Consider the following 18217-nt stretch of genomic DNA (forward strand, 5'->3'; position numbering starts at 1 on the left):
CCATCAGGCGTAATAGCCCAGGATCGATTTGACTTCCATGTATTCTTCCATGCCTTCCACGCCATACTCGCGCCCGTTGCCGGACTGCTTGTAGCCACCGAAGGGCGCCTGCGGATCCCAGGCCGGGTAGTTCAGGTGCACCTGGCCGGACTGGATGCGGGCAGCCACTGCGCGCACCTGGTCCTTGTCGCTGCCCTGCACGTGCGCGCCCAGGCCGTAGACCGTATCGTTGGCGATGGCGATGGCTTCTTCCACGGTGTCATAGGGCAGGATGGCCAGCACCGGGCCGAAGATTTCTTCCTGGGCGATCACCATGTCGGTGTGGACTTCGGAGAAAATCGTCGGCCGCGCATAATAGCCCTGTTCCAGCCCGTCCGGGCGGCCGGGGCCACCGGCCAGCAGGCGTGCGCCGTCCTGCAGGCCGGCTTCGATCATCTGCTGCACCCGCAGGAATTGCGCGCGGTTGGCCAGCGGGCCATGGGTGGTGGTGGCATCCGTGGGATCGCCCACCTTCATCTGCGCCAGCGCCGCCAGCGCCAGTTCATGCACGCGACCCAGCCCGGCGCGCGGCACGATCAGGCGCGTGGGCGCGCTGCAGGACTGGCCCATGTTACGGAAAGCTGCCGCCACGCCGGGCGGGATGGCACGCTCCAGGTCCGCATCCGGCAGCACCAGGTTGGGCGACTTGCCACCCAGTTCCTGGGCCACGCGCTTGACGCTCACCGCAGCGGCCTGCGCCACCAGCACGCCGGCACGGGTGGAGCCGGTGATGGAAATCATGTCCACCTGGGGATGCGAGGACATGGCCGCCCCGACCCCGGCACCGCTGCCGTTGACCAGGTTGAAGACCCCGGCCGGAACACCGGCCTCATGCACGATCTCGGCAAACAGCAACGCCGACAGCGGCGACAGTTCGCTCGGTTTCAACACCACGGTGCAACCGGCCGCCAGGGCCGGGCCGACCTTGGCGGTGATCTGGTAGATCGGCCAGTTCCAGGGCGTGATGAGAGCGCACACGCCTATGGGCTCGCGCACGATGGCGGTGGTGCCGCGCGGGCGGATGAAGGGGTAGTCGGCCAGGTTGTCGCGCGCCACGCGCAGATGTTCGGCCGCCAGCGGCACATGGGCCGTGCGCGCATAGCTGATGGGCGCGCCCATCTCCAGCGTCAGTGCCTGGGCGAACAGTTCGGTGCGCTCCAGCAGCAAGGCATGCACGCGGCCCAGCAGGGCGGCACGCGCCAGCGGCGAGGTCGCGGACCAGGACGGCAAGGCACGGCGGGCGGCCTGCACCGCATGATCGACATCGGCCGCATTGCCCAGCGCGATCTCGCAGACACGCTCTTCGGTGGCCGGCGAGATGACGGCAGCACGCTCGCTGCCTTGCGGGCGCTGCCACTGGCCGTCGATGTAGAAATGGTCCAGCCGGCCGTTGCGGGCCAGGTGCGCCAGCGGAGAAAGGGCGGTGGAAGCTGCGGAAGTGCTCATGTCTGGAGGTCCTTGATGCGTTACGGGTACTGCGTGGAAGGAAGGTCCGGCGCTCACAGCAGCGCGGTGGCCTCCACCTCGACCTGCAGGCCGAAGTGCAGCGCCGGCACCGGCACCACCGCACGCGCCGGGCGAGCGTTGCCGGCCCAGCGTGCATAGATCTCGTTGAAGGCGGGCCAGTGCGCCACGTCGCTCAGGTAGATGCGCACCTGCAGCAGCTTGCCGATCCCGCTGCCGGCACCGGCCAGCGCTGCCTCGACATTGGCCAGCACCTGCTGCGCCTGGGCCTCGAAGGAGGCGTCGGTGAGCTTGCGCCCGGCCGCGTCGATGGGCAACTGGCCGGAGACGAAGACCATGCCGTTGCCAATGGCCACGTGACTGTAGTGACCGCCCGGCGTAGCCAGGCCGGCAGGATTGAGGGTGAGGGGACAGGCGGCGCCGGTGGTGCGAGTGTCTTGGGTCATGATGTGTCGAAGCTGAAATCGGAAGGCCGGCCAGGATAGTCGACGCACTTCCTGAGATGGACTGTAGCCAAAAAGCCTTCAGCGATGTTTAATGTTCTTTCAATTCACCATTAAGAGGTTTTTAATGCTGCAACTGGATGACATGCAACTGCTGCGCGCACTGGGCTCGGCCAATTCGCTGGCCGCCGCTGCCCGCCTGCTCGATCTCACGCCCCCGGCGGTGACGGTGCGCCTGCAGCGCATCGAGGACCGCATCGGCGTGCGCCTGGCCAACCGGGCGGCGCGCGGTTTTGCGCTCACCGATGAAGGCCAGCGCCTGGTGCAGGAGGCCATGGACATCCTGGAGCGCATCGAATCCATCACGGCCAGCGTCTCGCGCGAATCCGATCGCGGGGAACGCGGATCGCTGGCCAACGTCAGCGGCTCGCTGCGGGTGGTGGCGCCCTTCGGCTTCGGGCGGCGCTACGTGGCCGCGCTGGTACGCGACCTGCACCGCAGCCATCCCCGGCTGAGCATCTCGCTGCTGCTGGCCGAGAGTCCGCTGGCGGCCGCCGCCGGGGCGGATGCCATCATTTCCATCGGCCGCGTCAAGGGTTCTTCCTGGGTCGGCCACTTCCTCGCGCCCAATGAGCGCTTCCTGTGCGCCTCTGCGTCACTGGCGCGGCGCATGCAGCGGGTCAGGCATCCTTCCGAGCTGGCCGACTACCCTTACCTGAGCCTGCGCGAGAACGACGATGACCTCAGCCGCCTGCGCTTCACGCCCGTCGACAGTGCCGGGCGCCGCACCGGCAAGGCGCTGACCGTCAAGCTCAACGGTGCGCTCTCGTCCAACGACGGCACCATCACGCGCGACTGGGCGCTCGATGGCGACGGCTTCGTGGCGCGCTCCGAATGGGATTGCGCCCATCTGCTGGCCGACGGCAGCTTCAAGCGCGTGCTGCCCGGCTGGCAGCTCGACCCGGCACCCATCATGGCGCTGCTGCCGGGCCGCCAGGGCCTGACGCTGCGCCAGCGGGTTTTCCTGGAAGCTGCCAAGCGGGCCTTCCAGCCCGCCCCCTGGCGACGCTGAGTTCCGTCAGAAGTCCGCCACCTTGCCCCAGGACGAATCGGAGAAACGATTGGGGTGATAGGGACGCGGATCGACGATGGGCTCGACTCCGCTGGCCAGGTCGGCGATCAGGTGACCGGCACCGGGACCGATACCGAAACCGTGACCGGAGAAACCGGCCGCCAGGATCAGGCCCGGGGTCTGCGGCAATTCACCGATACCCGGCACGCCATCGGGCGTGCTGTCCACGTAACCCGCCCAGGTGTGGGTGACCTTGGCCTGTGCCAGTTGCGGCAGCAGTTCCACGGCGCGGCGGTGGGTCGCGCGGATCGAGACCGGATCAGCCGAGGCATCGAGGATGCGCATGCGTTCCATCGGCGTGGGCGCGTCCAGGCGCCAGCGGCTCAGGGTCTCGTGACCACTGCGCCAGGCTTCCAGGCCGCCCGGCGACAGGCTGCGCCAGCGCTTGGCGAACATGGGCAGGAACTGCGGCGAGAAGCGCAGGAACTGCAGGGTCGGATCGACACGGGCGCGGCCGCTGATGGCCAGCGCATACGAACCGTCGCTGCGGCGCGTGACGGCCACGCCCGAGGTGTACAGCGCGCCCGGCAAGGGCTGTTCCATGGGGGCCACGCTCATGATGGATTGCCGCACCGAAGCCTGCGGGAAGCGGATGCCCAGCTGGTGGCAGAAGGACGAAGCCCAGGCACCGCCGGCCATGACCGCCACCTTGGTCTTGATGACGCCGGCTTCGGTGATGACGCCCGAGACACGTCCGCCTTCGGTTTCGATGCCGCGTGCCGCGCAGTTCTGGATCACGTGGCCGCCCAGCTTCATGACCGCACGCGCCACCGCAGGCGCAGCCTTGACCGGATCGGCCGTGCCATCGGTGGGGGAAAACACCCCGCCCTTCCAGGCGCGGCCGGTGGCGTGGCCGCGTTCGGCGGCCTGCTTTGAATCGAGCATGTAGGTGGTCACGCCGGCGGTCTTGGCGAACTCGCCCCAGGCGGCCCAGCGGTTGATTTCTTCATCATCGTTGGACAAATACAGCAGGCCGCAACGGTTGAAGCCGGTATCTTCGCCGCTCTCGGCGGAGAACTGTTCCCACAGGTCGATGCTCTTGGTGGCCATCGGCAGTTCGCGTGCATCGCGGTTCTGCTGGCGGCACCAGCCCCAGTTGCGGCTGGATTGCTCGGCGCCGATGCGGCCCTTTTCGACCACGGCCACCGAGACGCCGCGCCTGGCCAGGTAGTAGGCGGTGAAGATGCCGATGATGCCGCCGCCGATGACGACCACATCGGCCGAGGCAGGAGGCGTGGTCGGAGACTGGACGTGCACGAGTGGAGGCGACATCTTACTTTCCTCCCTCGGCCGGCACGCTCTGCACGACATAGAACTTGGCCACGCGTGCGCTGCTCTCCCAGCCGATGGCCGCACCCAGCGGCACGAAGACGGCATCGCCACGTTCCACCGACACGACGCTGCCATCGGTCTGGGCAAAACGCACGCCGCCATCGAGGATATGCATGAACTCGTTGACCGGGTGGGCGCGCACGATGCGGTGGTAAGGGGTGGAATCCCAGGTGCCGATCTTGCAGTGGATGGAGCTTTCATCGACCACGTTGTCGCTGCGGCAGGTGGGCACGTCGCCCAGCAGGATTTCCTTGGGCAGCGAGTTCAGCGAGGGCTTGAAGTTGGCCTCGGCCACCAGCGGGAACACGCCCGGCTGCACCGGCTGCGGGCATTCGGCGGCGCAGAACACGGCCAGGGTCGGCTGGGTGGCCGTGATGCGCACGGCCGCGCCGGTAGCGATGACCACGCCGCTATCGGGCGTGAGCACCAGGGGCGCTGCGCCTTCGGCGTCGATGCGCAATTCACCCTGCACCACCACCAGGGTTTCCTGATGGGGGAAGCGGGCGATGTCGAGGGCGCCTTCGAAGCGCAGGCGGCCTGCGCTCATGCCGCCGATGCCCTGCCAGGCGATCTCGCGCGAGGAGGCAAAGGGATCGGCCGCACCCAGCGCGGCCGCACGGAATCCGGTGGACAAGGGCGTGCCAGAGGCACGGTACAACACCAACGCTGCAGTCATTTTTTCTCCTGTTTCCTTGGGGGTGGGCGGGACCGTCTGGCCAGCACGGCTGGTCTCTTGCGGTCCTGCCCGAATCTCTTCTTCATTGGCCGGCCCCATGGCCGGCAGCACGCGATGTCAGACGATGCTACGGCGCCGGCATGTGGCTGTGATTAATGCTCTTCGAATCCAGCATTAAGCCTGGCTTAATGCTGTGAAGCTGCCTCACCTGCCCGGCATGGCCAGCCGCCAGGCAGACAGAGCGTGACCACGCGGGGATCAGACCGTGATGCCCTCCACCGGTATCAGCGGCATCTGCGACTGCTGCAGATCGGCATCGGAGCGATGGCAGAGGATCTCGCCGCCATGTTCCATGTTGCGGCGGCGCGGCGGCACCACGTTGCACGTCCCATCGACGCGCAGCGAGCAACGCGGCAGGAAGGCGCAGATCTCCGGCGAGGGATCGACCGCGCCGATGGGCGGCAGCTTGTGCTGGCCGGCACCGGCCACCTGTTCCAGCCAGCCTTGCTGCATGGCCGGTACCGACGACAGCAGCAGGTGCGAATACGGGTGATAGGGCGGCGCCATCATCGCCTCGCGGGGACGGTTGGCCACCATGCGGCCGGCATAGAGCACCACGATGTCGTCGCAGATGGCGCGCACGGTGCTGATGTCATGGCTGATGAACATGTAGGACACCTGCAGCTCGCGCCGCAGTTCGGCCAGCAGTTCGAGGATGGCGGCAGCCACCACGGTATCCAGGGCCGAGGTCACTTCGTCGCACAGGATCAGGTCGGGCTTGGCCGCCAGGGCGCGCGCCAGGTTCACGCGCTGCTTCTGGCCGCCCGAGAGTTCGGCCGGCAGGCGGTCGATGACGCTCGCAGGCAGCTTCACCAGGTCCAGCAGTTCAGCCGTGCGGCGCCGCATGGCCTCGCCCTTCAGGCCGTGATAGAAGGACAGCGGGCGGTTCAGGATGCGGCCGATGGTGTGCGCCGGATTGAGCGCCGTGTCGGCGTTCTGGAACACGATCTGTACGCGGCGGAATTGTTCGCGGGTGCGGCCTTCCAGGGTCGGCGAGAGGTTCTGGCCATCGAGCTGGATGCTGCCACGGGCCGGTGCAATCATGCCGGCCACGGCGCGCGCCAGGGTGGTCTTGCCGGAACCGGATTCGCCGATGATGCCCACGGTGCTGCCGCGCTGGATGGTGAGATTGATGTCGTCGAGGATGCGTACGCCCGGCAGGCCCAGGCGGTCCGGCGCACCATAGCCGGCTACCAGGCCGCTGATGCGCAAGAGCGGTGCCTTGGCCTCGGCTGGCACGGTCTCGGGCAGAATCTCGCGCAGCTGCACCACGCGGGCAGCGGGCGAGGCGGCGGCGACCAGGCTTTGCGTGTAGCTGTCGGCCGGCGCATGCAGCACCTGGCCGGTGGCGCCGACTTCGCGTACGGCACCATCGCGCAACACGATGATGCGGTCGGCCATCTGCGCCACCACGGCCAGGTCGTGCGAGACGTACACGGCGGTAGTGCCGATTTCCTTGACCACCTTCTTGAAGGCGCGCAGCACCTCGATCTGGGTGGTCACGTCCAGGGCGGTAGTGGGTTCGTCCAGGATCACCAGTTCCGGATCGGTGATCAGGGCCATGGCCGCCATCACGCGCTGCAGCTGGCCGCCCGAGACCTGGTGCGGATACCGTTCACCAATCTTGTCCGGGTTCGGCAGGGCCAGCGCGCGGAACAGTTCGACGGCCTTGCGCATGGCGCTGGCCTTGTCCATCACGCCGTGCTGCAGGGCGCTTTCGATCACCTGGTCCATCAACGTGCGTGCCGGATTGAAGGCCGCCGCCGCGCTCTGGGCGATGTAGGCCACGTGGTGGCCGCGCATGGCCAGGAGCGCCTTCTCATCCATCTGGTCGATCTGGCGCTGGCCGATGCGCACCTGGCCGCCGGCAATGTGGCAGCCCGCGCGCGCATAGCCCAGCAGCGACAGCGCAATGGTGGTCTTGCCGGAACCGGATTCCCCGATCAGCGCCAGCACTTCGCCACGCGCCACGGTGAAGTTGACGTTCTTGACGATCTCGACCTGGCTGCCGTCATCCTTGCGGGCATTCACGCGCAGGCCCTGGACCTCCACCAGCGGCCGTCCTGCTGCACCGCCCCCGGCGCTGCCGGCGCCGTTTTCCTTGCCGAGGAAGATATCGGATTGCTTCACAGGCTTACTCCTTGGCAGCGCGCTTGCCGCGCAGGTTGTCGATCAAGAGGTTCACACCGATGGTCAGCGAGGCAATCGCCAGCGCCGGCATGATGACCGCCAGGGCGCCCTCGCCCAGGCCGGAAATGTTTTCGCGCACCAGCGAGCCCCAGTCGGCGTCGGGCGGCTGCACGCCCAGCGAGAGGAAGCTCAGGCCCGACAGCAGCAGCACCACGTAGACGAAGCGCAGACCGAAGTCGGCCATCACCGGACGGATCATGTTGGGCAGCATCTCCACGGTCATGATGTACCACACGCCTTCGCCGCGGGCACGCGCGGCCTGCACGTATTCCATGGCCTGCACGTTGACCGCCAGCGAACGCGCGATGCGGTAGGCGCCGGGCATGTAGGTGATGGCAGCAGTGATGACCAGGAGCAGCATGGAGGAGCCGAAAGTGGCCACCATCATCAGCGCGAACATCTTGCTGGGAATGGAGATCAGGGCATCGAGTGCACGGCTGATGACGGCATCGCGCCAGCCACCCGAGAAGGCCGCAAAAAGCGCGATGGCGGTACCGGTGGCGCTGGCCAGGACGGTAGCGGCCAGGGCCAGGCCGATGGTGGCGCGGGTGCCGAAGAGGATGCGGCTCAACATGTCGCGCCCCAGGTAGTCGCTGCCCAGCAGGAACTGGTGGCTCATGCCGGAGAACACGTCGGTATCGACGATGGCGGTAGCGTCATAGGGCGAGAGGCTGGGGCCGACGATGGCCATCAGGATCCAGAAGCCGACGATGGCCATGCCGATCCAGGCCATGATCGAATGGCGGCGCACGCGTTTGGCAGGCGCAATCACCGCAGGTGCGGGCGCGCCCGCCTCGGTGCCGGTGGAGTCGTGGAGGGCTTTCATCGGGTCTTCAACCTTGGATTGGAAACAATGGCCATGACGTCGGCGGCGAGCACCAGCAGCAGGTAGCCGGCGCAGAAGATCATGGAACAGGCTTGCACCAGCGGCATGTCGCGGGTGGTCACGGCATCGATCATCAGGGTGGCGATGCCGGGGTAATTGAAGATGCTCTCGACGATGATGACGCCGCCCAGCAGATAGGACAGGCTCAGCGCCACCGCATTGGCAATCGGGCCGATGGCATTGGGCAAGGCGTGGCGCAGCACGATGCGGGTGCGCTTGACACCCTTCAACAGCGCCATCTCGGCATAGGAGGAACGCAGCTGGTCGATCACGGCGGCACGGGTCATGCGCGTCATCTGGGCCACGATCACGCAGCACAGGGTCAGCACCGGCATGGCATAGGCCTTGATGAAGGCGCCCAGGGTGGCAGCATCGCTGGCATGGGACAGGGCCGAGAGCCAGCGCAGCTTGACGGCGAAGATCATCACCGCCACGGTGGCGACCAGGAATTCCGGCACCGACACCATCGAGACAGCACTGACGTTGACGGCGCGATCAAAGAAGGACCCTCGGTACATGGCCGAGCAGATGCCCAGGAACAGCGCCAGCGGCACCGACACCAGCGCGGTCACGGCGGCCAGCATGAGAGACGCAGGCAAGCGGCCGCCTATCATCTGTGCCACCGGCACATTGTTGACCAGTGACATGCCGGGATTGCCCGAGAGCAGATTGCCCAGCCAGTGGGCATAGCGCACCGGCGCCGGCAGGTCCAGGCCGTATTGCAGGCGCAGCGCGGCCACCGTCTCGGGCGTGGCGGCCTGGCCCAGCGCGGTCTGGGCGGCATCGCCCGGCAGCAGGTTGGTGATGAAGAACACGCCGGCCGACACCAGCAGCAGCGTCAGCACCGCCTGCAGGAGGCGGCGCGCGATCAGACGCAGGACCATTCCATTCATAGCTTTCCTCGGTAACGAGTGGCGGGACCGGTTTGCCTTGGCGACCGGTCCCGCGCAACTTCCACTGACGATTTCAGTCAGGCGTGAGACTTTCCCGTACTCACGCGTCCAGCCAGACGTACTCGGCGCAGGTGTAGTTCATGAACGCACCCAGAGGCACCGGATCGATGCCCTTGACCTTGGTGCTGATGCCTTCCAGGTTGGTGATGAAGACCGGGATACCCAGCCCACACTTCTCGTGGATCAGGGTCTGCAGGTCGGCATACATGGCGCGGCGTTTGGTGAAGTCGGTTTCGCCGCGTGCGGCCACCACCAGCTGGTCGAACTGGGCATTCTTCCAGCCCGATTCGTTCCACTGTGCATCCGACTTGAAGAACTGGGTCAGCAGGATGTCAGCGCTGGGGCGCGGGTTGATGTTGCCGAAGCCTACCGGCACCTTCATCCACTGGTTGGACCAGTAGCCGTCGGCCGGCACGCGCTTCACATCCAGCTTCAGGCCGATCTTGGCGGCGCTCTGCTGCATCAGCACGGCCATGTCGACCGAACCGGTGGCGGCCACCGAGGCGACCACGGGGATGGTGCTGCCCAGCACGCCGGCCTTCTCCAGGTGGAACTTGGCCTTGTCCGGATCGTAGGGGCGCTGCGGCAGGCCGGCGAAATAGAAGCGGTTGGTCGGGTCGATGGGCTGGTCGTTGGCGGTGACGGCATAGCCACGGAAGGCGGCCATCTTGATCTGCTCGCGGTCCAGCAGGTACTTCATGCCCAGCGTGAAATCCATGCTGTTGCCGGGGGCCTGGTCCTGGCGGATCACCAGGTCGGTGTACTGGCCGGACTTGGTTTCCATGACGGTGTAGCCCGGCGTGCCCTTGACGCGGCCGGTGGAGCGGGCGTTGACGTCGTTGATCCAGTGCACGTCGCCGGAGAGCAGCGCATTGACGCGTGCGGCCTCGTCGGGGATGCCGAACAGTTCGACCTCGTCCAGATAGGGCAGGCCCGGCTTCCAGTAGTTCTCGTTGCGCACGCCAATGGTCCGCACGCCCGGGGTGAACTCCTTGACCTTGAAGGCGCCGGTGCCGTTGGGGGTACTGAAGTTGGTGGTGCCGTCACGGATGATGAGGAACTGCGCCGTCGCCAGGATCACCGGCAGGTCGGCGTTGGCGCTGGTGAGCTTGATCTGGACTTCGTTGGGACCGGTGGCCTTGACGGACTCGATCTGGTCGGCCAGTACCTTGACCTTGGATGCGGTAGCCGGGTCCTTGTGACGCATGAGCGAGTACACCACGTCGGCGGAGGTGAAGGGCTTGCCGTCATGGAAGACGATGCCCTTCTTCAGCTTGACGGTCCAGGTGATGGCGTCGTTGGTCAGCATTTCCTCAGCCAGCACCATTTGCGGTCCGAGCTTGCCATCGAGCTTGGTCAGGCCGTTGTAGAACATGTGCACCCGGGTGTAGTCGGTGGAGTGCGCGGTCTTGGCCGGGTCCAGGGTATCGGCGGTGGAGCTGGTCTGGGTGGCGATGCGCATCTTGCCCCCGCGCTTGCCGGTCTGCGCCATGGCGCTGCCGCTGGCGGTCAGCAGGCCCGTGCCGCCCATGGTCACGATGCTGCCGGCCAGCAGGGTGCGCATCATGTCGCGGCGGGTGAAGCCGCCGTGGGCGTGTTCCAGCGTATCGCCGGTGATGAGGGTTCCCTCTGCGGGGTGACGTCCGTTTTCCTGCTTGCTCATGAAATGCCTCACGATAAAAGTTCAACCACGAAGACCACCGGCCTGCCCTTCCGTCTGCCATCGCAGATCCCTCCGGGGGCAAACCGCCTGATGGGGTCCGGTCTCCTCCTCGCAAAGTTGATACCAGGGCGGGAAGACACCGGGGAAAACCAGGCAAAGCGCGGGAGCGGCTGCTCCCGCGCGCTTGCCTTACAGACCGAGTACGCCCGGCAGGCCCGAAATGTCCTTGATCTCGGTGTAGCCGTAGTACGGGGTCGAGGGTTCGTGGCCGCGTGCCACGAAGACCTTGTTCTTGATGCCCATGTCGGAGGCCGGCATGAGGTCATAGCGCAGGCTGGAGGAAACGTGCAGCACGTCTTCCGGATTGCAGTTCAGGTTGTCGAGCATGTACTCGAAGGCGCGCAGGCGCGGCTTGTAGGCTTGGGCCTGCTGGGCGGTGAAGACCTTGTGGAACGGCGCGCCGAGCTGCTCGACGTTGTGCATGATCTGGCTGTCGTCGGCATTGGAGAAGATCACCAGCGGGAATTCCTTGGCCACCTTGGACAGACCGGCCGGCACGTCGGCGTGCGGGCCCCAGGTCGGCACGGCCTTGTAGAAGGCACCGGTTTCCTCGTCATTGGTCTGGATGCCCCAGCGTTCACAGGTGCGGGTGATGGCGTTCTTGCAGACTTGTTCGTAGGGCTTCCACTGGTCCAGCACTTCATCCAGGCGGTAAGCGGCGAACTGGCGCAGGAAGAACGGCATGTCTTCCGCCGGGACGCGATCGGCGTAGATCTTCTGCGCAGTTTCCGACATCTGGAAGCGGGTCAGGGTGCCGTAGCAATCGAAGGTAATGAATTTGGGCTTGAAAATGCTCATGGAAAATCGTCCTGTCATAAAAGGGGCGCATCACCTGTCGGCCCTGCGCTGGATGCTGCTCGTGTGCGAGATTGCGGTTCACTGCATGGGAAGGATTACAACATAGCGAAACTTGCGATTTATTCCTTTTTGACCGGGCCGCGAAACAGAAATATGTGTTTTCGACGGCCCAATCAGCATAGCTTGCCGAGCAGTGCAGCAATGCGAACCGGGTGCGCTGCTTTGGGGCATTTTCACCAAGCTGGTGCGGATCGTGTCCGCAGGCTGGGCCATTTCCGGGGTTGCTTTACGCCGCCCCTGCAATGTCGGCATCGGCTTGCCCGACGCGCTGCACTGTCACGGCAGCGCCTGCGGGGGCTGCACCATGCTACTGCCGGTGCTGCCCAATTTTGTGCCGAGAAGAGGGGGCAGATCGCCATAAGATTGCGAATTGGCGCATCTGAAAACTGCCGTTCTATGCCGCACCCGGTGCATCATCGCTGGGGTAGCGTTGCGGACCTGGCGTGCGCAGCGCAGGCAGACTTAATGATTTAAACGTTTTATATGATTTGACCGATGAAGGGCTGTCTTGCCGTTTGCGTTCACCGGCATCACCAGCATCATCAGCCTATTCACCGTACTGACAAGGACACGCTTCATGCATACCGAAAGCACGCTCATGGCCGCCCAGACCACGCTGCGTCCCATGCGCACCGAGGACCTGGCCAGCTGCCACGCCATGAGCCTCCACCTGCACTGGCCGCATCGACTGGCCGACTGGCAGTTCCACCATCAGGTCAGCAGCAGCTGGGCGGTTGAACTGGAACAGCCCGATGGCACGCGCAGCGTGGCCGGCAGCGGCATGCTCTGCCCGCTGGGCGACGATTACGCCTCGCTGGGACTGGTCATCATCAAGGATGAGCTACAGGGGCGCGGCCTGGGCCGCGCCATGATGCAGCGCCTGCTGCAGGATGCCGGGTCGCGCAACGTCATCCTCAACGCCACCGACGCCGGGCGTCCGCTCTATGAAAAGCTGGGCTTCGTGGTCACCGATACGCTGAGCCAGCACCAGAGCACCACCGCCCGCGCGACCCCGGTACTGGCCCCCGGCGCCCTTATCCGGCCCCTGCGCCAGGATGAACTGCCGGCCCTGCTGGCACTGGACCGCCACGCCAGCGGCATGGATCGCAGCGGCTTGCTGGTGCCGCTGCTGGCCAGCTCGGAAGTGGCCGTGCTGGAACAGGCCGGCCAGGTCAAGGGTGTGGCCTACCTGCGCGAATTCGGCCGGGGCCGCGTGATCGGTCCGGTGATCGCCGGCGACGTGGAAGACGCCAAAGCGCTCATCGCCCATTGGGTCCACGCCTATCCGGGCGCCTATTTGCGCATCGATGTGCCAGGCCGCACAGGCCTCAAACCCTGGCTGGAGGAAATCGGCCTGACCTGCGTGGACAACGTGGTCAGCATGTGCCGTGGCACGCCGCCCGCCATCGGCAAGACGTGGCGCACCTATTCCATGATCAACCAGGCGCTGGGCTGAATGCCCTTCCGCACACAACCAACACCATCATGACTTTCCTCTACAAGGCCGACCCGGTGCGCGGCGCCGAATGGGCCCAACTGTTTGCGCAAAAGGCGCCCGAGCTGCCCTTCCAGATCTGGCCGCATGAAGGCGATGGCGCCAGCGTGCGCTATCTGGCAGCATGGACGCCGCCCGACGATATTGCCCAGCGCTTCCCCAATCTGGAAATCCTCTTCTCGGTCGGTGCCGGCATCGACCAGTTCGACATGTCCACCCTGCCACCGGATTTGCCGGTAGTGCGCATGACCGAGCCGGGCATCGCCGCCGGCATGGTGCAGTACGTGACGCACGCAGTGCTGGGCCTGCATCGCGACAGCCGCCTCTATGCCCGCCAGCAGCGTGAACAGGTCTGGCGTGCGCATCGCGTGCGGCCGGCCTCGGCCTGCCGGGTGGGCGTACTGGGCCTGGGCATGCTGGGGCGCGCGGTGCTGCAGCAGTTGCACGGGCTGGGCTTTCCCTGCGCGGGCTGGAGCCGCTCGGCGCACCAGATGGACGGCATCGATTGCTACAGCGGCAGCGACGGCCTGCGCGATTTCCTGGCGCGCACCGACGTGCTGGTCTGCCTGGTGCCGCTCACCGACGATACCCGTGGCCTGCTCAACCGCGCCCTGTTTGCGCAATTGCCGCGCGGCGCGGCCCTGATCAACGTCGGGCGTGGTGGCCATCTGGTGGAAGACGATCTGCTGGCCGCCCTCAACGATGGCCAGTTGAGCGCTGCCGTGCTGGATGTCTGCGAGGTCGAACCCTTGCCGCAAGGGCACCCGTTCTGGAGCCATCCCGACATCGTGCTCACGCCCCACATCGCCAGCATGACCCAGCCGGACGGCGCGGTCGAGGCGGTGCTGGAGAACCTGCGCCGCCATCGCGAGGGCCTGCCGCTGCTGGGCCTGATCGACCGCCAGCGCGGCTACTGAGCCCTGGCCCGCCAAGAGATGCCGCATGGCAAACAAAATGCCGAACGCCCCCGCCAGAACGGCATGCCATGCCGCTGGCGCAGGCCAGTTCGCGTCACCTCGCTGGCCAATGCGTTCTATCCTTGATGACATGGCGTGGTGCGTCAGCACTACCGCCCTGCCCCATTCACCTGCCTGAAGCCGCCACCATGAAGCTGGAATCCTACTGGACCGATTCTGCCCCGCTGTACATCTCTCCCACGCGCGAGCTGCCCAGGCAGGTCGACGTGGCCATCGTTGGCGGCGGCTTCACGGGCCTGTCGGCCGCCCTGGCGCTGGCCAAGCGCGGGGCCTCGGTCGTCGTGCTGGAAGCCGGCCCGCACGTGGCCGCCGAAGCTTCGGGGCGCAACGGCGGGCACGTCAACAACGGCCTGGCGGTGGACTATGCCGAGGTGGCCGCCAAGGTCGGCGTGGAGCGCGCACGGGCCTGGTATCACGCCTATGACGATGCCGTCGATACGGTGGCGCGGCTGGTCGAGGAAGAACAGATCGCCTGCGATTTCCTGCGCCACGGCAAACTCAAGATGGCCACCAAGCCTTATCAGATGGAGGCCCTGCAGCGCAGCGCCGAGCGGCTCATCGCCGATGGCGTGGACAGCGACGTGGAAATCCTCGATGCCGCGCGCGTGCGCGCCGAGGTACAAAGCGAGCGTTTCCACGGCGGCCTGCTCTACAAGCGCAGCGGCCAGATGCACATGGGCCGCTTCGCCTACGGCCTGGCCATCGCCGCCGAACGCCATGGCGCGGCCATCCACACCGGCACCGAGGTGCGGCGTCTGGAACGCATCGGCCAGAGCCACGGCCATCGCGTGCATACCACGCGCGGTACCGTGCTGGCCAAACAGGTGCTGCTGGCTACAGGTGCCAGCCGCCATGGCGCCTATGGCAGCTTCGGCTGGCTGCGCCGGCGCATCGTACCGGTGGGCAGCTTCATCGTGGTGACCGAACCGCTGGGCGCAGAACGCGCTGCGGCGATGCTGGCCAAACAGCGCACCTACACCACGGTGGCCAACATCCACCACTATTTCCGCATGACGCCCGATACCCGCCTGGTCTTCGGCGGCCGTGCGCGCTTTGCGATCTCCAGTCCGCAGTCCGATGCGGCCAGCGGCGAGATCCTGCGCCAGGGGCTGCACGAGACCTTCCCGCAACTGGGCCAGGTGCGCCTGGACTACTGCTGGGGCGGACTGGTGGACATGACGCGCGACCGCCTGCCGCAGGCCGGCGAACGCGATGGCCTGTATTACTCCATGGGCTACAGCGGCCACGGCACCCAGATGTCGGTCCACATGGGCCAGTGCATGGCCCGCGTGATGGCCGGTGATGCGCTGGCCAATCCCTGGCGCGAACGCGCCTGGCCGGCCATCCCGGGTCACTTCGGACCGCCCTGGTTCCTGCCGGTGATCGGCCTGTACTACCAGCTCAAGGACAAGCTGGCGTGAAGGCGGCCGGCTTGCTGCATTAAATTTTCATGAATGCCCGTAGTTTGTTGCATTAACTTTTGCTGAATGCTCACCATGAACTCTCTCACACTGCAACGCCAGGATCTGATGCCCGGCGCCCAACTGATCGGCGCCGACTGGCGCGATGCGGCCGATGGCCGCCGTCTTGACGTGACCGACCCGGCCACCGGCCAGGTCTTTGCGAGCGTGCCCGACGGCACCGCCGCCGATGCCCGTGCGGCCGTCGATGCGGCCGTAGCGGCCTTCCCCGCCTGGCGTGCCACGCCGGCCAAGCAGCGCGCCACCATCATCAAGCGCTGGAACGACCTGCTGCTGGCACACCAGGAAGACCTGGGCCGCCTGATCTCGCGCGAACAAGGCAAGCCCATGGCCGAAGCCAAGGGCGAAGTGGCCTATGCCGCCAGCTATGTGGAATGGTTTGGTGAAGAAGCCACGCGCGCCAATGGCGACGTCATCCCGGCACCGGTCACCGGCCGCCGCATGCTGGCCCTGAAGGAACCGGTGGGGGTGGTGGCTGCCATCACGCCATGGAATTTCCCGGCCGCGATGATCGCCCGCAAGATCGCCCCGGCCCTGGCCGCCGGCTGCACCGTGGTGTGCAAGCCGGCCGAGGATACGCCGCTGACCTCGCTGGCGCTGATCCGCCTGGCGCTCGAAGCAGGCGTGCCGGCCGGTGTCATCAACATCGTCACCGCCTCGCGCGAACGCACGCCGGAAGTGGTGGACGTGTGGCTGGCCGATGCGCGCGTGCGCAAGATCAGCTTCACCGGCTCGACCGCCGTGGGCAAGCACCTGGCGCGCCATTCGGCCGACACGCTGAAAAAGCTGTCGCTGGAGCTGGGTGGCAACGCGCCCTTCATCGTCTTTGACGATGCCGATGTGGACGCCGCCATCGATGGCGTGATGGCCGCCAAGTTCCGCAACGGTGGCCAGACCTGCGTGAGCCCCAATCGCATCTACGTGCAGGAGAAGGTGTATGAAATCTTCGTGGCCAAGCTGGGCGCGCGCGTGGCTGCGCTCAAGGTCGGTCCGGCCACCGATCCGGCTTCCCAGATCGGTCCCATGATCAATGCCCGCGCCATTGCCAAGATCGACCAGCACGTGCGTGATGCCATCGAACGCGGTGCGCGCGTCATCACCGGCGGCAAGCGCCTGCAGGGAGCGGGCTTCGGGAGCGACAACTACTATGCCCCGACCGTGCTGGCCAACGTCACCGGGGAAATGCAATGCAGCTGCGAAGAGACCTTCGGCCCGGTCGCGCCGATCACCCGCTTTGCCACTGAGCAAGAGGTGATCGCCGCTGCCAATGCCACGCCCTTCGGCCTGGCCGCCTACTTCTACTCGACCGACGTGCGCCGCATCCATCGCGTTACCGATGCCCTGGAAAGCGGTATCGTGGGCGTCAACGAAGGCGCGCTGGCGGCCGAAGCGGCGCCCTTCGGCGGCGTGAAGGAATCCGGTTACGGCCGCGAAGGCTCGGTGCACGGCCTGGACGACTACCTGCACACCAAATACGTTTGCCAGGGCCAGCTCTGAGTCGCTTGCTCAGTCGCCACCCCTCTCATTGAAACGAACAGGAGCCAACATGCCAGCGCTGTCCACCGACGATCTCCAGACTACCCGCGAGCCTTTGCCCGACCTGCGCTTGCGCTCCATCGAAGAGAATGACCTGGGCAACTGCCACCGGCTTTCACTGCGCTTCAAGTGGCCGCACCGGCTGGAAGACTGGCGTTTCCTGCTGGAGATGGGACAAGGCTATCTGCTGGAACACACGGCACCGGATGCGCCCTTGCCCATCGTGGGCAGCGTGGTCTGCACCACCTATGGAGAGCGGCATGCGGTCATCGGCATGCTGCTGGTGCAGGCCGAATTGCAGCGGCGCGGCCTGGGACGGCGGCTGATGCAGCATGCCGCCAGCCAGGTCAATGGCCGCAGCCTCATCGTCAATGCCACGGCGGCCGGCATGCCGCTCTACAAACAGCTGGGTTTCGTGCAGTACGACGTGCTGCACCAGTTCCAGGGCGCCTCGGCGCAGCCGGTGCTGGTGTCGCTGCCGCCCGGCGAGCGCGTGCGGCCGATGGGCAAGAATGACGTGGCCAGGCTGCTGGCGCTGGATGCGCAGGCTACCGGCATGGACCGCTCCAAGCTGCTGCTGGCGCTGCTGGAAATGTCCGAAGGCGTGGCCCTGGACCGCGACGGCGAGATGCTGGGCTTCGCACTGGTGCGCCGCTTCGGCCATGGGCGCGTGATCGGGCCGGTGGTCGCGCCCGATGCCGAGCGTGCCAAGGGCCTGATCGCGCACTGGATCAATACCTATTCGGATTCCTTCATCCGCATCGACGTGTTCGAATCCACGGGGCTGCCAGCCTGGTTCGACAAGCTGGGCATGACCTGCGTGGACAGCGTTACGCGCATGTGCAAGGGCGAGCCGCCTGCGCGCGATGCGGGCATGCAGCTGTTTTCCATCGTCAACCAGGCGCTGGGCTGAGGCGAAGGCAAATGGGCGGGTGCCGCAGAAAATGCCAAAGCCGCCCGCAAAACCCATGA

General features: G+C 66.2%; 15 protein-coding genes. 6 read left to right on the forward strand and 9 right to left on the reverse strand.

The features are described from left to right. Nucleotides 1–3: 3 nt before the first annotated feature. Entirely contained in the window at nucleotides 4–1485 is a 1482-nt protein-coding gene (locus ACVC5H_RS20370; RefSeq protein WP_489619550.1) for an aldehyde dehydrogenase family protein, read from the reverse strand. Nucleotides 1486–1538: 53 nt separating this feature from the next. Beyond that, entirely contained in the window at nucleotides 1539–1949 is a 411-nt protein-coding gene (locus ACVC5H_RS20375) for a RidA family protein (protein ID WP_489619551.1), read from the reverse strand. 124 nt (nucleotides 1950–2073) lie between these two features. Here ACVC5H_RS20375 and ACVC5H_RS20380 point away from each other — a divergent pair, with 124 nt between their 5' ends. Further along, on the forward strand, nucleotides 2074–3018 hold the full coding sequence (locus ACVC5H_RS20380) for a LysR family transcriptional regulator (RefSeq protein ID WP_489619552.1): 945 nt from the start codon (nucleotides 2074–2076) through the stop codon (nucleotides 3016–3018). 6 nt (nucleotides 3019–3024) lie between these two features. Here ACVC5H_RS20380 and ACVC5H_RS20385 read toward each other — a convergent pair whose 3' ends face one another. The 7 genes from ACVC5H_RS20385 to ACVC5H_RS20415 all read right to left on the reverse strand — a co-directional run bounded on the left by ACVC5H_RS20385 (nucleotide 3025) and on the right by ACVC5H_RS20415 (nucleotide 11696). After that, on the reverse strand, nucleotides 3025–4350 hold the full coding sequence (locus ACVC5H_RS20385; protein WP_489619553.1) for an NAD(P)/FAD-dependent oxidoreductase: 1326 nt from the start codon (nucleotides 4348–4350) through the stop codon (nucleotides 3025–3027). A gap of 1 nt (nucleotide 4351) precedes the next feature. Then, nucleotides 4352–5086, reverse strand: a complete 735-nt coding sequence (locus tag ACVC5H_RS20390) for a cupin domain-containing protein (protein ID WP_489619554.1) — start codon at nucleotides 5084–5086, stop codon at nucleotides 4352–4354. 258 nt (nucleotides 5087–5344) lie between these two features. Further along, the gene (locus ACVC5H_RS20395) at nucleotides 5345–7276 is read right to left on the reverse strand and encodes an ABC transporter ATP-binding protein (protein WP_489619555.1); all 1932 of its coding nucleotides are present in this window, start codon (nucleotides 7274–7276) and stop codon (nucleotides 5345–5347) included. A 4-nt stretch (nucleotides 7277–7280) separates the two neighbouring features. After that, nucleotides 7281–8162 (reverse strand): ABC transporter permease, encoded by an 882-nt coding sequence (locus ACVC5H_RS20400; RefSeq protein ID WP_489619556.1) that lies wholly within the window; start codon nucleotides 8160–8162, stop codon nucleotides 7281–7283. Continuing rightward, nucleotides 8159–9115 (reverse strand): ABC transporter permease, encoded by a 957-nt coding sequence (locus ACVC5H_RS20405; RefSeq protein ID WP_489619557.1) that lies wholly within the window; start codon nucleotides 9113–9115, stop codon nucleotides 8159–8161. The genes ACVC5H_RS20400 and ACVC5H_RS20405 overlap by 4 nt, the downstream gene beginning before the upstream one ends. 100 nt (nucleotides 9116–9215) lie before the next feature. Beyond that, entirely contained in the window at nucleotides 9216–10838 is a 1623-nt protein-coding gene (locus tag ACVC5H_RS20410; protein WP_489619558.1) for an ABC transporter substrate-binding protein, read from the reverse strand. A 189-nt stretch (nucleotides 10839–11027) separates the two neighbouring features. Then, complete coding sequence (locus ACVC5H_RS20415) at nucleotides 11028–11696, reverse strand: haloacid dehalogenase type II (protein ID WP_489619559.1); 669 nt, start codon at nucleotides 11694–11696, stop codon at nucleotides 11028–11030. Nucleotides 11697–12333: 637 nt separating this feature from the next. Between ACVC5H_RS20415 and ACVC5H_RS20420 the strand changes: the two genes are divergently transcribed. The 5 genes from ACVC5H_RS20420 to ACVC5H_RS20440 all read left to right on the forward strand — a co-directional run bounded on the left by ACVC5H_RS20420 (nucleotide 12334) and on the right by ACVC5H_RS20440 (nucleotide 18158). Beyond that, nucleotides 12334–13212 (forward strand): GNAT family N-acetyltransferase, encoded by an 879-nt coding sequence (locus ACVC5H_RS20420; protein WP_489619560.1) that lies wholly within the window; start codon nucleotides 12334–12336, stop codon nucleotides 13210–13212. 29 nt (nucleotides 13213–13241) lie between these two features. Next, nucleotides 13242–14168: a 2-hydroxyacid dehydrogenase gene (locus tag ACVC5H_RS20425; protein WP_489619561.1), complete on the forward strand. Its 927-nt coding sequence runs from the start codon at nucleotides 13242–13244 to the stop codon at nucleotides 14166–14168. A 188-nt stretch (nucleotides 14169–14356) separates the two neighbouring features. After that, nucleotides 14357–15649 (forward strand): NAD(P)/FAD-dependent oxidoreductase, encoded by a 1293-nt coding sequence (locus ACVC5H_RS20430; protein ID WP_489619562.1) that lies wholly within the window; start codon nucleotides 14357–14359, stop codon nucleotides 15647–15649. Nucleotides 15650–15724: 75 nt separating this feature from the next. Beyond that, the gene (locus tag ACVC5H_RS20435; protein WP_489619563.1) at nucleotides 15725–17206 is read left to right on the forward strand and encodes an NAD-dependent succinate-semialdehyde dehydrogenase; all 1482 of its coding nucleotides are present in this window, start codon (nucleotides 15725–15727) and stop codon (nucleotides 17204–17206) included. A 49-nt stretch (nucleotides 17207–17255) separates the two neighbouring features. Beyond that, complete coding sequence (locus tag ACVC5H_RS20440; protein ID WP_489619564.1) at nucleotides 17256–18158, forward strand: GNAT family N-acetyltransferase; 903 nt, start codon at nucleotides 17256–17258, stop codon at nucleotides 18156–18158. The last annotated feature ends 59 nt before the right edge of the window (nucleotides 18159–18217 follow it).

This window comes from Herbaspirillum sp. Her3, from assembly GCF_057961275.1.

Coding starts and splice junctions, on each gene's coding strand:
- ACVC5H_RS20420 (WP_489619560.1), top strand. CDS start 12,334: ATGCATACCGAAAGCACGCTCATGGCCGCCCAGACCACGCTGCGTCCC.
- ACVC5H_RS20370 (WP_489619550.1), bottom strand. CDS start 1,485: ATGAGCACTTCCGCAGCTTCCACCGCCCTTTCTCCGCTGGCGCACCTG.
- ACVC5H_RS20410 (WP_489619558.1), bottom strand. CDS start 10,838: ATGAGCAAGCAGGAAAACGGACGTCACCCCGCAGAGGGAACCCTCATC.
- ACVC5H_RS20385 (WP_489619553.1), bottom strand. CDS start 4,350: ATGTCGCCTCCACTCGTGCACGTCCAGTCTCCGACCACGCCTCCTGCC.
- ACVC5H_RS20425 (WP_489619561.1), top strand. CDS start 13,242: ATGACTTTCCTCTACAAGGCCGACCCGGTGCGCGGCGCCGAATGGGCC.
- ACVC5H_RS20435 (WP_489619563.1), top strand. CDS start 15,725: ATGAACTCTCTCACACTGCAACGCCAGGATCTGATGCCCGGCGCCCAA.
- ACVC5H_RS20405 (WP_489619557.1), bottom strand. CDS start 9,115: ATGAATGGAATGGTCCTGCGTCTGATCGCGCGCCGCCTCCTGCAGGCG.
- ACVC5H_RS20400 (WP_489619556.1), bottom strand. CDS start 8,162: ATGAAAGCCCTCCACGACTCCACCGGCACCGAGGCGGGCGCGCCCGCA.
- ACVC5H_RS20415 (WP_489619559.1), bottom strand. CDS start 11,696: ATGAGCATTTTCAAGCCCAAATTCATTACCTTCGATTGCTACGGCACC.
- ACVC5H_RS20440 (WP_489619564.1), top strand. CDS start 17,256: ATGCCAGCGCTGTCCACCGACGATCTCCAGACTACCCGCGAGCCTTTG.
- ACVC5H_RS20380 (WP_489619552.1), top strand. CDS start 2,074: ATGCTGCAACTGGATGACATGCAACTGCTGCGCGCACTGGGCTCGGCC.
- ACVC5H_RS20375 (WP_489619551.1), bottom strand. CDS start 1,949: ATGACCCAAGACACTCGCACCACCGGCGCCGCCTGTCCCCTCACCCTC.
- ACVC5H_RS20430 (WP_489619562.1), top strand. CDS start 14,357: ATGAAGCTGGAATCCTACTGGACCGATTCTGCCCCGCTGTACATCTCT.
- ACVC5H_RS20390 (WP_489619554.1), bottom strand. CDS start 5,086: ATGACTGCAGCGTTGGTGTTGTACCGTGCCTCTGGCACGCCCTTGTCC.